13 protein-coding genes and 9 tRNA genes are annotated in these 15,616 nt (G+C 59.0%); 21 read left to right on the top strand and 1 reads right to left on the bottom strand.

The annotated features are described in order from the left end of the window. Positions 1-8: 8 nt before the first annotated feature. The 20 genes from yihA to radA all read left to right on the top strand — a co-directional run bounded on the left by yihA (position 9) and on the right by radA (position 14,235). Positions 9-635 carry a ribosome biogenesis GTP-binding protein YihA/YsxC gene (gene yihA / locus GT748_RS12930; protein ID WP_021659166.1) on the top strand — a complete coding sequence of 209 codons (627 nt, stop codon included), beginning with the start codon at positions 9-11 and terminating at the stop codon, positions 633-635. 4 nt (positions 636-639) lie between these two features. Beyond that, on the top strand, positions 640-1,938 hold the full coding sequence (gene lysA, locus GT748_RS12935) for a diaminopimelate decarboxylase (protein WP_021659165.1): 1,299 nt from the start codon (positions 640-642) through the stop codon (positions 1,936-1,938). A gap of 193 nt (positions 1,939-2,131) precedes the next feature. Continuing rightward, the gene (locus GT748_RS12940) at positions 2,132-2,437 is read left to right on the top strand and encodes a YerC/YecD family TrpR-related protein (RefSeq protein WP_021659164.1); all 306 of its coding nucleotides are present in this window, start codon (positions 2,132-2,134) and stop codon (positions 2,435-2,437) included. Next, positions 2,427-3,194, top strand: a complete 768-nt coding sequence (locus tag GT748_RS12945; protein WP_021659163.1) for a class I SAM-dependent DNA methyltransferase — start codon at positions 2,427-2,429, stop codon at positions 3,192-3,194. The genes GT748_RS12940 and GT748_RS12945 overlap by 11 nt, the downstream gene beginning before the upstream one ends. Next, the gene (gene hslO, locus GT748_RS12950) at positions 3,195-4,076 is read left to right on the top strand and encodes an Hsp33 family molecular chaperone HslO (protein ID WP_021659162.1); all 882 of its coding nucleotides are present in this window, start codon (positions 3,195-3,197) and stop codon (positions 4,074-4,076) included. It begins immediately after the preceding gene. 97 nt (positions 4,077-4,173) lie between these two features. Further along, positions 4,174-4,250, top strand: a tRNA-Asp gene (locus GT748_RS12955). Between the two features lie 6 nt (positions 4,251-4,256). Continuing rightward, positions 4,257-4,332 (top strand) — tRNA-Phe (locus tag GT748_RS12960). 5 nt (positions 4,333-4,337) lie between these two features. Beyond that, positions 4,338-4,413 (top strand) — tRNA-Gly (locus tag GT748_RS12965). Between the two features lie 76 nt (positions 4,414-4,489). Beyond that, positions 4,490-4,563 (top strand) — tRNA-Cys (locus GT748_RS12970). A gap of 118 nt (positions 4,564-4,681) precedes the next feature. Further along, positions 4,682-5,047: a nuclear transport factor 2 family protein gene (locus tag GT748_RS12975; RefSeq protein WP_021659161.1), complete on the top strand. Its 366-nt coding sequence runs from the start codon at positions 4,682-4,684 to the stop codon at positions 5,045-5,047. 63 nt (positions 5,048-5,110) lie between these two features. After that, complete coding sequence (locus GT748_RS12980) at positions 5,111-7,483, top strand: ATP-dependent DNA helicase (RefSeq protein ID WP_021659160.1); 2,373 nt, start codon at positions 5,111-5,113, stop codon at positions 7,481-7,483. 116 nt (positions 7,484-7,599) lie between these two features. Next, a tRNA-Val gene (locus tag GT748_RS12985) sits at positions 7,600-7,675 on the top strand. 5 nt (positions 7,676-7,680) lie between these two features. Continuing rightward, positions 7,681-7,757 (top strand) — tRNA-Asp (locus GT748_RS12990). A 5-nt stretch (positions 7,758-7,762) separates the two neighbouring features. Then, positions 7,763-7,838: transfer RNA gene (locus GT748_RS12995), tRNA-Phe, on the top strand. A 6-nt stretch (positions 7,839-7,844) separates the two neighbouring features. After that, positions 7,845-7,920, top strand: a tRNA-Gly gene (locus GT748_RS13000). 76 nt (positions 7,921-7,996) lie between these two features. Beyond that, positions 7,997-8,070, top strand: a tRNA-Cys gene (locus tag GT748_RS13005). Between the two features lie 121 nt (positions 8,071-8,191). Beyond that, positions 8,192-8,923 (top strand): N-acetylmuramoyl-L-alanine amidase, encoded by a 732-nt coding sequence (locus GT748_RS13010; RefSeq protein ID WP_021659159.1) that lies wholly within the window; start codon positions 8,192-8,194, stop codon positions 8,921-8,923. 375 nt (positions 8,924-9,298) lie between these two features. Next, positions 9,299-11,911 carry a bifunctional acetaldehyde-CoA/alcohol dehydrogenase gene (adhE, locus tag GT748_RS13015; protein ID WP_021659157.1) on the top strand — a complete coding sequence of 871 codons (2,613 nt, stop codon included), beginning with the start codon at positions 9,299-9,301 and terminating at the stop codon, positions 11,909-11,911. A gap of 51 nt (positions 11,912-11,962) precedes the next feature. Next, positions 11,963-12,718, top strand: coding sequence for a phosphotransferase family protein (locus GT748_RS13020; RefSeq protein WP_021659156.1), 756 nt, complete (start codon positions 11,963-11,965; stop codon positions 12,716-12,718). A gap of 131 nt (positions 12,719-12,849) precedes the next feature. Then, on the top strand, positions 12,850-14,235 hold the full coding sequence (gene radA, locus GT748_RS13025; RefSeq protein ID WP_044992344.1) for a DNA repair protein RadA: 1,386 nt from the start codon (positions 12,850-12,852) through the stop codon (positions 14,233-14,235). On the opposite strand, the gene GT748_RS13030 is transcribed toward radA, so the two are convergent. Beyond that, the gene (locus tag GT748_RS13030) at positions 14,219-14,362 is read right to left on the bottom strand and encodes a hypothetical protein (protein WP_021659154.1); all 144 of its coding nucleotides are present in this window, start codon (positions 14,360-14,362) and stop codon (positions 14,219-14,221) included. The genes radA and GT748_RS13030 overlap by 17 nt on opposite strands. Positions 14,363-14,714: 352 nt before the next feature. Between GT748_RS13030 and GT748_RS13035 the strand changes: the two genes are divergently transcribed. Continuing rightward, positions 14,715-15,616, top strand: a 902-nt coding sequence (locus tag GT748_RS13035) for a tyrosine recombinase XerC (protein WP_243148988.1), incomplete at its 3' end; no start/stop codon positions are given.

The following is a 15,616-nucleotide window of genomic DNA, read 5'->3' on the forward strand; positions in this document are numbered from 1 at the left end:
AGGACGCCATGAACTTTAACGCCATTGAATTTTACGCCTCGTACGGGGTGTCGTCCCAGCTGCCCCCCAGCGACCGGGCGGAGATCGTCTTCTCCGGCCGCTCCAACGTGGGCAAGTCCTCCCTCATCAACAAGGTGGCCAACCGCAAGCGGCTGGCGCGGGTGTCGGCCTCGCCGGGCAAGACGGTCACCATCAACTTCTTTACTGCCGGCCCCGGCTACATCGTCGACCTGCCCGGCTACGGCTATGCCAAGGTCTCCCGCTCCGAGAAGGAGCGCTGGGCCAAGTTGATGGAGGACTACTTTCACAGCGACCGGGACATCCGCCTGGTGGTGCAGCTGGTGGACATCCGCCACCAGCCCACCGCCGATGACCTGCAGATGATCAACTTCCTCATCGACAGCGAAATCCCCTTTCTCATCGCCCTGACCAAGGCCGACAAGCTGACGGCCAAGCAGAAGGAGAGGCGGCTGGAAGAGCTGCGGGAGGAGATCCCCTGTGGCGACCAGCTGCACCTGGTCGCCACCTCCGCCCAGACCTTTGAGGGCATCCCCGAGCTGCGGGGCATTTTGGAGGCCCTCTTGGAGGAGGACGACGGGGAGGACACAGCGGAAGAGTGCGAAGGGGAGGAGTGAGGAGATGTTCGTTTCCAAAAGTTTGGACGTCAACAACCTGGGCCACCTGACCGTCGGCGGGTTGGATGCCGTCGCCCTGGCCGAGCGCTACGGCACCCCGCTCTACGTGATGGACGAAGACCTGATCCGGGAGAACTGCCGGGCCTTCAAGCAGTCCATCGACCGCTACTACGACGGCAGGGGGCTCTGCACCTATGCCAGCAAGGCCTTTTGCTGTAAGGCGGTCTGCCGCATTGCCCAGGAGGAGGGGCTGGGATTGGATGTGGTGTCCAGTGGGGAGCTCTACACCGCCCTGCAGGCGGGCTTTCCCATGGAGCGGGTCTACTTTCACGGCAACAACAAGACCCCGGCCGAGCTGACCATGGCCCTGGAGAGCGGGGTCGGCCAAATCGTAGTGGACAATCTGGAAGAGCTGCAGCTCATCGGCAGCCTGTCGCGGGCCGCCGGGCGAGAGACCGACATCCTCTTTCGCATCAAGCCCGGTATCGACGCCCACACCCACGACTTCATCCGCACCGGGCAGATCGACTCCAAGTTCGGCCTGGCCCTGGAAAACGGCGAGGCCATGGAGGCCGTCGACGAGGCCATGGCCATGAAGGGGGTGCGGCTGAAGGGACTGCACTGCCACATCGGCTCGCAGATTTTTGACATCGCCCCCTTCGAGTTGGCGGCCGAGGTGATGATCCGCTTTATGGGCGAGATCCAGCGCAGGTACGGCAAAACCTTGGAGATCCTCGACCTGGGGGGCGGCTTTGGCATTAAGTACGTCGACTCCGACAACCCCTCCAGCTACGACGAGTACATGCAGCGGGTCTCCAAGGTCATCCACCGCTGCTGCGGCGAGGAGGGGCTGCCCATCCCCTATGTGGTCATCGAGCCGGGGCGCTCCATTGTGGGGCCCGCCGGCACCACCCTCTACACCGTGGGCTCGGTGAAGGAAATCAAAAATGTCCGCACCTATGTGGCCATTGACGGGGGGATGACCGACAACCCCCGCTACGCCCTCTATCAGGCGGCCTACGACCTGCTGGTGGCCAACCGGGCGGCCGAGCCCAAGACCCAGACGGTCACGGTGGCGGGCAAGTGCTGCGAGAGCGGCGACTTGATCCAGGAAAACGCCCGCATCCAGGAGGTGGGGCCCGGCGACATCCTGGCAGTGCTGGCCACCGGGGCCTATAACTACTCCATGGCCTCCAACTACAACCGCATCCCCCGCCCGCCGGTGGTGATGGTCTCCCAGGGAGAGAGCCGCCTGGTCGTCCGCCGGGAGAGCCTGGAGGACCTGCTGCGAAACGACCTCTGAGCGGGAAGAGTGCTCCGGCCCCCCTTGAGACAGCTTGTGAAAGCGCGCGGAAACCGGTGTTTCGGCGCGCTTTTTCTTGGGCGAACTGCCGGATTTCTCCATCCCCGCCACAAAAGTGGCAGGGAAGCCTTTACTTTCACAATTTAAGGTGTTAAACTTTAAACCAAGATGATTTGGAAAGGCGGGTTTTTCATTGAACAGCAATCTGTCAAGAGATACCTTTGACGACCTGTTTTCGGCGATCGTGTCCATCGACAACCTGGACGACTGCTACGACTTTTTTGACGACCTCTGCACCATTCAGGAGCTCAAGGCCATTGCCCAGCGCTTTCACGTGGCGCGGATGCTGCGGCAGAAAAAGGTCTACAGCGACATCGTCAAGGAGACCGGCGCCTCGACGGCGACCATCAGCCGGGTCAACCGCTCCCTTCTCTACGGGTGCGGCGGCTACGACAAACTGCTGGACTCGATGGCGGGAGAGACCGACCTTGAAGGATAGACAGCAGAATTTCTACGGCAATTTTGCCGGCTTTTACGACGCCCTCACCGAAAATGTGGACAGGGCGCGAATGGCCGGCTTTATTGTGGAAAAGCTGGCAGAGCAGGGGATCGACGGCGGCATCGTGCTGGACGCCGGCTGCGGGACGGGGGAACTCTGCCTGCACCTCGCCCGAGCAGGGTACGACCTCATCGGCGCCGACCCCTCGGAGGAGATGTTGGAGATCGCCCGGGAGCGGGTGATGGAGAGCGGGGAGGACATCCTGCTGCTGGGTCAGGGGATGGAGGAGCTCGACCTGTACGGGACCATCCGCGCCGCCGTCTCCACCCTAGACACCGTCAACCACCTGCCCGACCGGGAGGCGGTCCGCCGCGCCTTCTCCCGCGTCTCCCTGTTCATGGAGGAGGGCGGCGTCTTTCTCTTTGACGTCAACACCCACTACAAGCACGCCCAGGTGCTGGGGAACAACGCCTACCTCTACGATTTGGGCGACCTCTACTGCGGCTGGCAGAACGAGTGGCGGGAGGAGGAAGGGGTGACCGACATCTCCCTCACCTTTTTTGAAGAGGGGGAGGACGGCCGATTTGACCGCTGTGACGAGTGTTTTTCAGAGACCTGGTATGCCCCTGAATTTTTACAGACGGCCTTGGAAGAGGCTGGATTTGCGCTGCTGCAGCGCTTTGACGGGTATCGTGACCGCCCGGTGACAGAGAAGAGCCAGCGGGTGGTATACCTGGCCAAGAAGGAGGGAAAATAGATGGGACGTGTACTGCGCGCCATCAGTGAAGATGGGGGAGTGGTGATGACCGCCATCGACTCCACCGACATTGTCGCCCGGGCCGAGCAGATCCACGAGAGCTCTGCCGTGGTCACCGCCGCCCTGGGCAGGTTGCTCACCGCTGCCTCCATCATGGGCTGCGGCCTAAAAGGGAAGGAACAGAGCGTCACCCTGCGCCTCAGCGGCGGGGGGCCGACGGGGAATGTCATCGCCGTCTCCGACGCCTGGGGCAATGTGCGGGGCACCGTCAGCCGGCCGGTGGTGGAACTGCCCCTCAACCCCTACGGAAAGCTGGATGTGGGCGGCGCAGTGGGGCGGGACGGCACCTTGACGGTCATTCGCGACACCGGCATGAAAGACCCCTATGTGGGCAGTGTGCCCCTGGTGAGCGGCGAGGTGGCCGAGGACGTGACCGCCTATTACGCCGCCAGCGAGCAGATCCCCACCGTCTGCGCCCTGGGGGTGCTGGTCAATCCCGACTTGACGGTGCGGGCGGCCGGCGGCTTTTTGGTGCAGCTTCTCCCAGGCGCGCTGGAGGAGGAGATCGAGCAGCTGGAGGGCAACCTCAAAGAGCTGCCCTCCGTCACCCAGATGCTCGAGGGCGGGATGTCTCTGGAGCAGATCATCGGGCGGGTGCTCGACGGCTTTGCCCCCAATATCCTGGACGAGTTCCCGGTGGAGTACCGCTGCAACTGCTCCCGCCAGCGGGTGGAGAAGGCGCTGCTCAGCCTGGGGAATAAGGAGCTGCAGGAAATGATCGACGAGGGAGAACCGGTGGAGGTCTGCTGCCACTTCTGTGAAAAAAAATACAACTTCACCCAGGAAGAGCTAAAAAATTTGAAAAATCCTATTGACAGATAAACACATCTCCTGTATACTAATAAACGTTGTCGGACAAGAAACGGCAACCCTGAGAGAGATCAAAAAGTTCCACTTTTCTCTTTCAGTTGGTATACATGGCCCGGTAGTTCAGTTGGTTAGAACGCTAGCCTGTCACGCTAGAGGTCGAGGGTTCGAGCCCCTTCCGGGTCGCCAATGTGTGCCTCTGTAGCTCAGTCGGTAGAGCAGAGGACTGAAAATCCTCGTGTCATTGGTTCGATTCCGATCGGAGGCACCATTTCCGCGGGTTTAGCTCATCTGGTAGAGCGCCACCTTGCCAAGGTGGAGGTAGCGAGTTCGAGCCTCGTAACCCGCTCCACAAAAAGGCGCTAAGAAATTAGCGCCTTCCGTTTTACAAAGCCGGTTATGCAGATATTTTGTATAACCGTGAATACGGCGCCATAGCCAAGCGGTAAGGCAGAGGTCTGCAAAACCTTTATCCCCAGTTCAATTCTGGGTGGCGCCTCCAACAGCAAACAGCTGTCTTTGATGAAATGCAAAGGCAGCTGTTTTTCGTCGCACAGCTGCGCTGCACTGTGGTATACTGAAAAGAAAACGGCGGGGTTGGCCGCCGGGGGGAGAGGGCTATGGAACAGACGGTCATCGGGCTGGAGCACGAGATGTGGGAGGCAGTTCTCCGCAGAGATGGGGGCGCCTTTCGGCGCCTTGTCTCGCCGAATGCGGTGATGATATGCGGCGGTTACCGCTGCGATGGCAGCGAGTATGCAGAGATGGTCGCCGACTTTTCCATCTCCGAATACGCAATCGAGCAGATGGAGGTCGTCAGCGCCAGCAGGGACGAGGTGATTTTGCACTACCTGCTCCGGGTGGCCGTCGACAACAGCCGCGACGCGGATCTGGCGGGCCTCTTTCACGTGATCTCCGTCTGGAAGTGCGCCGGCGGCAGCTGGAACTTGATTTTGAACATGGACGCGAGAATCGTCGAGGGGTGACCCCCCTCTTTTAAAGGAGAGGCGCGCGGCTTTTGCCGGCGGGAGAGGGGAGGTGTTTGACAGATGGAGGAGCGCACGGAAATCCGCCTGCCGGTCCGTCAATTGGTGGCGCTCACCACCCAGAGCGGCTCCATTGACAGCCGGTTTGCAGGGGCCGACCGGGCCCAGGAGGGCTCGCGCATCCACCGGAAGCTGCAGCGGCAGGAGGAGGGATACCGCCCCGAGGTGACCCTCTCCATCCACCTGGTTTATCGGGACATCCCCTTTTGGATCCAGGGGCGGGCCGACGGCATCCTCCAGGAGGAGGGGGAGACGGTCATCGACGAAATCAAGACGGTGGCTGTCTCGCTGGATTCCATCGGGCCGGAGGACAACGCCGCCTATTGGGCGCAGGCTCTCTGCTACGGCTACATCTATGCCCTGCAGGAGGGGAAAGAGCGCCTCACCCTGCGCCTGACCTACTACCAAATCGACACCGACGAGATCCTCCGCCACCGCCGCAGCCTGGATTTTGCCCAGTTGGAGGAGGGCTTTTTCGACCTGCTCTCCCGCTACCAGGTGTGGGCCGACTTCTGGCAGGGCTGGACAGCCCAGCGCGACGCCAGCATCTCTTCCACCTCCTTTCCCTTTGCGCGCTACCGCGAGGGCCAGCGGCGGATGATGGGCGCCGTTTACAAGACCATTCAGGAGAGGGGTCGCCTCTACTGCCAGGCCCCCACCGGGGTGGGCAAGACCATCTCCTCCCTCTTTCCCGCCGTCAAGGCGGTGGGAGAGGGAATGGCGGAAAAGCTCTTTTACCTCACCGCAAAGACGGTGGCCCGCCGGGCAGCGGAGGAAGGGCTTGTCAAACTGCGGGAGAGCGGCCTGCGCTTTCGCAGCGTCTCCCTGACCGCAAAGGACAAAATCTGCTTTTTGGAGGAGCGCGCCTGCAACCCCGACGACTGTCCCTATGCAAACGGCCATTTTGACCGGGTCTCCGATGCGGTGATGGAGCTGCTTCACGGGCCGGACGGCATCGGCAGGGAGGAGATCGAGGCCTGCGCCAGAAAGCACCGTGTCTGCCCCTTTGAGCTGGGGCTGGACGTCACCCTGTGGAGCGACTGCATCATCTGCGACTACAACTACCTCTTCGACCCGCAGGTCTACCTCAAGCGCTTTTTTTCGGAGGAGCGCCAGGGCGATTATGTCTTTTTGATCGACGAGGCCCACAATCTGGCCGACCGGGCGCGGGAGATGTTTTCGGCCCGGCTCTACAAGTCAAAGGTATTGGAGATCAAGCGGCTGCTGGGGAAAGATGCCGGCAGCAAAAAGCTCAGCTCTGCCCTCGCCAAGGTCAACAGCGCTATGGTGGCCATGGGCAAGGAGTGCGGGGAGGAGCGCTTCCTCCTCAAAAAAGAGCAGGACAGCGACTTTATCGATCGCCTCGCTGCCCTCAAGGGCAGGTGTGAGGAGTGGCTGGACCGCCACAAGGCCGACTCCCGCTTACAGGCGGTGCTCTCCTTTTACTTTGAGGTCAACAGCTACCTCAAGATCGCCCAACTCTTTGACGAGCGGTATGTCCTCTTCTGCGAGAGAAGGGGGACAGAGGTGATCAGCAAACAGTACTGCGTCGACCCCTCCTACCTGCTGGGGCAGGCGATGGAGCGGGGGAGAGCGGCGGTCCTCTTTTCCGCCACCCTCTCGCCCATTCAGTATTTCGCCACCGTTTTGGGCGGCGGGGAGGGGAGCAAGGTCTGCACCCTGCCCTCGCCCTACCCGGCGCAAAACCTCTGCCTGCTGGTGGACGACGCCATCTCCACCAAGTACAACCGGCGGGAGGAGAGCGCCGCCGCCGTCAGCGAGGCCATCTGGCAGGTGGTCTCCGCCAGAGAGGGCAACTACATCGCCTACTTCCCCTCCTATAAATATATGGAGATGGTCTGCGAGCGCTTTCGGGACGAGCATCCCGAAATCACCCTGGCGGTGCAGACCGGGGAGATGGACGAGGGGGAGCGGGAGGCCTTTTTGGCCCGCTTTGACGCCCCCGCCCAGGGCGGCAGCCTGTTGGGCTTTTGTGTGCTGGGGGGGATCTACGCCGAGGGGATCGACCTGCAAGGGGAGCGGCTCATCGGCAGCATCGTGGTGGGGGTCGGCCTGCCCCAACTAAACCCCGAGACCGACGTCATCCGCGACTACTACGAGGGCCAAAATCGCATGGGGTTTGCCTTTGCCTATCAGTTCCCCGGCATGAACAAGGTGCTGCAGGCAGCGGGTCGGGTGATTCGCAGCGAGGGGGACAGGGGGGTGGTCCTCCTGATAGACGAGCGATTTTCGGCCCCCCGTTACCGCCAGCTCTTCCCCGAACACTGGCGCCATGCCCGGACGGTCCGCTCCCCAGAGGCCATCGCTCGGTCGCTGACGGCCTTTTGGGAGGGGGAGGAGGAGCGCGCGCTCTAGCGGGGAAAAGCTCCCCCGAAAAAGAGAAAAAATGCGAAAGTTTCTATTGACAGAAGTGGGTGGATATAGTAAAATAAATCTCGTCGCTGAAGGGATGAGTTACAGCGGTTGTGAGGGGGAGCATAGCTCAGCTGGGAGAGCATCTGCCTTACAAGCAGGGGGTCACAGGTTCGAGCCCTGTTGTTCCCACCATATATGGCCCGGTAGTTCAGTTGGTTAGAACGCTAGCCTGTCACGCTAGAGGTCGAGGGTTCGAGCCCCTTCCGGGTCGCCAGTTTGGCCTCTGTAGCTCAGTCGGTAGAGCAGGGGACTGAAAATCCCCGTGTCGGTGGTTCGATTCCGCCCGGAGGCACCAAATTATGCGGGTTTAGCTCATCTGGTAGAGCGCCACCTTGCCAAGGTGGAGGTAGCGAGTTCGAGCCTCGTAACCCGCTCCACAAAAAGGCGCTAAGAAATTAGCGCCTTCCGTTTTACAAAGCCGGTTATGCAGATATTTTGTATAACCGTGAATACGGCGCCATAGCCAAGCGGTAAGGCAGAGGTCTGCAAAACCTTTATCCCCAGTTCAATTCTGGGTGGCGCCTCCATATAAAAGAAAGCCCTGAACTTTTTGGTTCAGGGCTTTCTTTTATGCTGCCAGGGAGGGGGCCGAAGGGACGAGACATAACCCCTGCCAAAACAGCATACCTTTACCGAGAGGTGAAAAATATGCTGTTTGTCGCAAAAAGGTGCAAGCCCCCCTATCTCCTGCTGGGAATCTCGGTCCTGTTGGCCCTGGTCATCACCCTCTGCAACTTCACGACCTTTGCCATTGCCAGCGACGCCGACCTCAAAAAGAGCCCGGTCATCATCCTGGACGCGGGCCACGGCGGATTTGATTCCGGTGCGACGTCGGGTTCGGTGGTGGAGAAGGACATCAACCTGCAAATTGCCCTCAAGCTGCGGGACACCCTGGCCTTTCAGGGGTACACCGTCATCATGACCCGAGAGCAGGACGCCTCCACCGAGAGCGAGGGAAAAAATCTCTCACAGCGCAAGAAGTCAGACATGCGAAATCGCCTCAAATTGATTAATGACCACCCCAACGCCATCTTTCTCTCCATCCATCAAAACTCCTACCAGAGCGCCAACAAGGGTTCCCAGGTATTTTACAACAAGAAAAACGCCGAGGGGGAGCTGTTGGCCAAGTGTATCCAGCAGACCATCCGCGCCAACTTGCAGCCCGAGAGCCACCGGGAGCACAAGCCCTCCGGCAAGGAGTACTTTCTGCTGGAAAACAGCACCACACCGGGGGTCCTCATCGAGTGCGGCTTCATCTCCAATTCGGAGGAGCTGGCAAAACTCAAAGACAACAGCTACCAGCAGCAGTTGGCCCTCTGCATCTACCAGGGGCTCTGTACCTACCTGGAGCAGTCCTCCCAGTGGCAGGAGTCCCGTTAAAAGACAGAAAACCGTGCCCTCGCACCCAATGAGGAGCGAGGGCATTTTTCGTGTGACAGAGGAAAAGGGCAGGGGAGAAGCTCAAACAAAAATAAGCATTATAATTTCTGCCTGAAAAGGCTTTTCTTATGCAAATCGACAGGGTATAATAGGAATAAAGTGAGATGGCAAATCAACAATTTTCTGTCGGAAAAGGGGGAAGGCCATCAATTTGATGATAAAATCTGCTCAAACAGAAAAAGAATTGTTGGGGAAATAGAAAGTGAAGGACATCGTTAAAAAATTATCAATTACCACTTGAAAAAAGCTCGCCATGCTATATACTTGGATATAGTAAGCAGAGCCACCCAACAACCGCATTGGAGGAAAATCAGTATGGCGAAGAAAAACGAAACCGCACCTGTCCTCATTGACAGCGTCGAGGCGCTGATCGCAAAAATGAAGGCAATGAGAGAGGCGCAGAAGGAATTTGCGACCTTTACTCAGGAACAAGTCGACAAGATTTTCTATGAAGCAGCTATGGCGGCCAACAAGCAGCGCATCCCGCTGGCCAAAATGGCGGTCGAAGAGACCGGCATGGGCGTTGTGGAAGACAAGGTCATCAAAAACCACTACGCCGCCGAATACATCTACAACGCCTATAAGGACACCAAGACCTGCGGTGTTGTCGAGGAAGACCCCGCCTTTGGCATTCAGAAGGTGGCCGAGCCCATCGGCCTGGTGGCTGCGGTCATCCCCACCACCAACCCCACCTCGACTGCCATCTTCAAGACCCTGATTTCCCTGAAGACCCGCAATGCCATCATCATCAGCCCCCACCCTCGCGCCAAGAACTGCACCATCGCCGCCGCCAAGGTGGTTTTGGAGGCAGCGGTCAAGGCCGGCGCCCCCGAGGGCATCATCGGCTGGATCGACGTCCCCTCGCTGGAGTTGACCAATGAGGTCATGCGCAGCGCCGACATCATCCTCGCCACCGGCGGCCCCGGCATGGTGAAGGCGGCTTACTCTTCCGGCAAACCCGCCCTGGGCGTGGGCGCCGGCAACACCCCCGTCATCATCGACGACACCGCCGATGTGCGGATGGCCGTCAATTCCATCATCCACTCCAAGACCTTTGACAACGGCATGATCTGCGCCTCCGAGCAGTCGGTCACCGTGCTGGACAAAGTCTACCAGCAGGCCAAGGACGAATTTGCCTACCGCGGCTGCTACTTCCTGAAGAAAGACGAGATCGAGAAGGTCCGCAAGACCATCCTCATCAACGGCTCTCTCAACGCCAAGATCGTCGGTCAGTCCGCCTACACCATCGCCAAGCTGGCCGGGGTCAACGTGCCCGAGAGCACCAAGATCCTCATCGGCGAGGTCGAGTCGGTGGACATCTCCGAGGAGTTTGCCCATGAGAAACTCTCCCCGGTGCTGGCCATGTACCGCGCCAAGAGCTTTGACGAGGCCCTGCAGAAGGCCGCTCAGCTGGTCGCCGACGGCGGCTACGGCCACACCGCCTCCCTCTACGTGCACCCCGCCCAGAAGGAGAAGATCGCCAAGCACGCGGCTGCCATGAAGACCTGCCGCGTCCTCATCAACACCCCCTCCTCCCACGGCGGCATCGGCGACCTCTACAACTTCAAGCTGGCTCCCTCCCTGACCCTGGGCTGCGGCTCCTGGGGCGGCAACTCGGTTTCTGAAAACGTGGGCGTGAAACACCTGCTGAACATCAAAACCGTGGCCGAGAGGAGAGAGAATATGCTCTGGTTCAGAACCCCTGAAAAGGTCTACTTTAAGAAGGGCTGCATGCCGGTCGCTCTGGACGAGCTGGGCAAGGTCATGAACAAGAAGAAGGCCTTCATCGTCACCGATACCTTCCTGTACAAAAACGGCTATGTCCACCCCATTGAGGCCAAACTCGACGAAATGGGCATTCAGCACACCTGCTTCTTCGACGTGGCTCCCGACCCGACCCTGGGCTGCGCCAAGGCCGGCGCCAAGGCCATGGCCGACTTTGAGCCCGACACCATCATCGCCCTGGGCGGTGGTTCCGCCATGGACGCCGCCAAGATCATGTGGGTGATGTACGAGCACCCCGACGTGAACTTTGAGGATATGGCCATGGACTTCATGGACATCCGCAAGCGCGTTTACACCTTCCCGAAGATGGGGGAGAAGGCCTACTTTGTCGCCATCCCGACCTCTTCCGGCACCGGTTCCGAGGTGACCCCCTTCGCCATCATCACCGACGAGAACAGCGGCGTGAAATACCCCCTGGCCGACTACGAGCTGCTGCCGAACATGGCCATCGTCGACGTGGACAACATGATGACCCAGCCCAAGGGCCTGACCAGCGCCTCCGGCATCGACGTCATGACCCACGCCCTGGAAGCCTATGTCTCCATCATGGCCTCCGACTACACCGACGGCCTGGCCCTCAAAGCCATCAAGAGCGTCTTTGAGTACCTGCCCTCCGCCTACGAGAACGGCGCCAACGACCCCAAGGCCAGAGAGATGATGGCCAACGCCTCCTGCCTGGCCGGTATGGCCTTCGCCAACGCCTTCCTGGGCCTCAACCACTCCATGGCGCACAAACTGGGCGCCTTCCACCACCTGCCCCACGGCGTGGCCAACGCAGTCATCCTCACCGAGGTCATGCGCTTCAACGCCGTTGAAGTCCCCACCAAGATGGGCACCTTCTCCCAGTACGAGTACCCCCATGCCCTGGCCCGCTATGCCGAAATCGGCCGTTTTGTCGGCCTGAGCGGCAAAAATGACCAGGAGGTCTTCGACAAGCTCTGCGCCAAGCTGGAAGAGCTCAAAGAGACCATCGGCATCAAGAAGACCATCAAGGACTACGGGGTCGACGAGAAGTACTTCCTGGATACCCTGGACGACATGGTGGAGCAGGCCTTTGACGACCAGTGCACCGGCGCCAACCCCCGCTATCCGCTCATGAAGGAGATCAAAGAGATCTACCTGAAGTGCTACTACGGCAAGTAAGCAAACGCGCCGTCTATTCGCCAATCCCCACCTGGAAGGAGTAAGTGAATCATGAAATTGGAAGAAAAGGATCTCATCGTAGCGCGCCCTTACAAAAAAGTCTATCTCTCCGGCGACAGCGTGGTCAAGGTCTTTGAGGAATCCCATCCCAAGAAATACGTCTTCAACGAGGCGCTGAACCAGGCCATCGTTGAGGAGACCGGCCTGAACACCGCCAAGGTTCAGGAAGTTTCCCAGATCGACGGGAAATGGGCCCTGGTGTTGGAGCGCAAGCGCGGCAAGACCATGGAAGAGGTCATGGATGAAGACCCGGCCAACCTGGAAAAATACATGGACCAGTTTGTCTCTCTGCAGCTCGAGATGCACAGCAAACAGGCTCCCATGCTCAACAAGCTCAAGGACAAACTCAACCGCCAGATCAGCAGCCTGACCGCCATCAGCGCCACCACCCGGTACGAGCTGCACACCCGCCTGGACAGCATGCCCAAGCACGTGAAGGTCTGCCACGGCGACTTTATCCCCAGCAACGTCATCGTCGGCGAGGACGGCAGTCTGACCGTCATTGACTGGGCCCATGCGACCCAGGGCAACGCCAGTGCCGATGCGGCCATGACCTACCTTCTGTTTGCCCTGAAAGACCAGAAGAAGGCCGACATGTATCTGCGCCTGTTCTGCGAGAAGAGCGATACCGCCCTGCAGTACGTGCAGCGCTGGCTGCCCATCGTGGCTGCCGCCCAGCTGACCAAGCACAACGATCTGGAGCAGGACTTCCTGATGCGCTGGATCGACGTGGTGGAGTACGAATAAGAGCCGCTTCTCTCAATGAAAAAAGAGACCGCCTCGGCGGTCTCTTTTTGTGTTTGCAGAAAGGGGAGGGAGCCCTTATAATAGAAAAAGAGAGAAGGGGAGAGAACCCCGTCCGATCTGGGAGGGTACAGATGAAATCGAGTGAGAAGATAGCCTTTACCTGCAGCGAATGTGGGGCAAGTTTTCCCCGGTGGAGTGGCCAGTGCCCCAGCTGTGGTAGCTGGAACACCTTGGAGGAGCACCTGGTGCGCGCCCCCGCCGCCGCAAAGGGGGGGGCGGCTGCCCCCAAAACCGGCGGTCACCGGTCCGACAGGGTGCCCACTGCCCTCAACCGCGTCAGCGAAGAGAGCGAAGCCCGCTTTTTGACCGGCATCGGCGAACTCGACCGGGTGCTGGGCGGGGGGATCGTCAAGGGGGCCCTGGTCTTGCTGGGCGGAGAGCCGGGGGCCGGAAAATCCACCTTGATGCTCCAGATCTGCGGCTATTTGGCGAGGCAGTTGCAGGTGCTCTACGTCTCGGGCGAGGAGTCCATCCGCCAAATCAAGCTGCGAGCCAACCGCCTGGGCGTCGACGGCGAAAACCTGAAGGTGTTGGCCGAGACCGACATCTATGCCATCTGCGACCTGGTCGCCTCGTCCCGCCCCGATTTGGTGGTGATCGACTCCATTCAAACCATGAACTTGAGCGAGCTCTCGTCTTCGCCGGGCAGTGTTGCCCAGGTGCGGGAGTGCACCTCTCTGCTGATGAAGACGGCCAAGGGGGAGGAGATCCCCGTTCTCATCATCGGCCACGTCAACAAGGACGGGGCGATTGCCGGCCCCAAGGTGTTGGAGCACATTGTGGACACGGTTTTGTACTTTGAAGGGGACAAGCACTTTTCTCACCGCATCCTCCGCTCGGTCAAAAACCGATATGGCTCCACCAATGAAATCGGCGTCTTCGACATGACGGCAGAGGGACTTAAAGAGGTGCTCAACCCCTCGATGATGCTCCTCGACGGCCGGCCGGCAGGGGTCTCCGGCACCTGTGTGGCCTGCAACATGGAGGGCAGTCGCCCCTTGTTGGCCGAGGTGCAGGCCCTCATCACCAAGTCGGGTTTTGCCGCGCCCCGCCGTGTCTCTACCGGTTTTGACTACAACCGGGCCAACCTCCTCATCGCCGTGATGGAGAAAAAAGGCGGCTTTTTCTTTGGGAACCTGGACGTCTACATCAATGTGGTGGGCGGCATTCGCCTGGATGAACCGGCTGCCGATCTGGCGGTGATCCTCGCCATGTACTCCAGCGTCAAGGACCAGCCCATTGCCAGCGATGTGCTGGCGGTGGGGGAGGTGGGATTGACAGGGGAGATCCGCTCCGTCTCCCAGCTGCAAGCCCGCATCAGCGAGGCGCAGCGCCTGGGCTTTCGGCGGGTCATCGTGCCCAAACAGAATCTCCGCCACACCCAGTTACAGCCAATCGAGGGGATAGAGGTTGTCGGGGTGGGCTCCATACAAGAGGCGTTTAAAGCGGCTTTTTGATTTCCTCCAAAGGGGTGAAGTGAACACAGCCTTCGCCCAGGTTGTTTCCCATCTGCGACAGATTGGGCAGGTTGCAGTAGCCGTCTTTTTGGAATTTGCACTTTTTTCCGCAAATCACTAGATTCATGGATTTGATCGCCTCCCATTTACAAAGTATCCTGCCCAGTTGATTGGGAGAATATCCTCAAAGCTGAAGCGGTGGAGAGTCTCCTTGGCTCAACTTGGCTGAATGGATGGCTGCACGACTTCACTTTGATACGGAGCGCGCCAAATCTCTCAATTGATTTTTCCGGGGAGAAGTGCTATATTGAAAACAGCCAATTGCACTAAATAAAAATTTAGTGCAATTCAGGGGACTTGATTCTTTTTCTTGTACATTGAAAGCCAATTTCTATGGCCTCTACCGCCTTAGGCCCCACAGGCAAGTATATCAAAATCAATATGTAGTGTATATCAAGGCCAAACCAGGAGGTGTCTTTTTGCCGCTGGACAAATCCATTCTCGCACAGACGCCCACAGTGATGCGGGACTTTCTCTTTTATATGGAGACCATCAAGGGCCGTTCGCCCCGCACGGTCGACAGCTACTTTATCGACCTGCGCACCTTCTTTCGCTTTCTCAAACTACACAAAGGCCTGGTCGCCGCCGACGCTCCCTTTGACGACATCTCCATTGGCGATGTAGACATCGACTTAATCCGCAGTGTCACCCTGTCGGACGTGTATGAGTTCATGTACTTCATCACTAAGGAGCGCGGCAACAACGCGACGACGCGGGCGCGAAAGGTCTCTTGCTTAAAGTCCTTTTTTAAGTACCTGACAGTCAACGCCAACCTGCTGGAGCAAAACCCCATTAAAGACCTGGAGATACCGGCCATCAAAAAGAGTATGCCCAAATATCTCACCCTTGAAGAGAGTTTTGAGCTGCTCAACCACGTGGTGGATGACGGCTACTACGAGCGGGATTTTTGCATGCTGACCCTTTTTCTCAACTGCGGCATGCGCCTGAGCGAGCTGGTGGGAATCGATTTGGGCGATCTCTCCGACAACACCGTCCGCATCACCGGCAAGGGCAACAAAGAGCGGATCGTCTATCTCAACCAGGCGTGTTTGGACGCAATCGAGAACTACAAACCGGTCAGAAGCCGCAATTTGACCGATATAAAGGACAGAGATGCGCTGTTTCTGTCGCGTTTGGGCACCCGGATCAGCCGTCGGCGGGTGCAGCAGATCGTGGAGCGGACGCTGCAAAACGCCGGTCTTTCAAATCAAGGGCTCTCCACCCACAAGTTGCGGCACACGGCAGCCACGCTGATGTATCAATACGGCGGCGTGGACATACGGGTCTTGAGCGAGATTTTAGGGCACGAACACGTTTCGAC

The organism is Bittarella massiliensis (ex Durand et al. 2017), assembly GCF_009876955.1.
Classification (GTDB): domain Bacteria; phylum Bacillota; class Clostridia; order Oscillospirales; family Ruminococcaceae; genus Bittarella; species Bittarella massiliensis.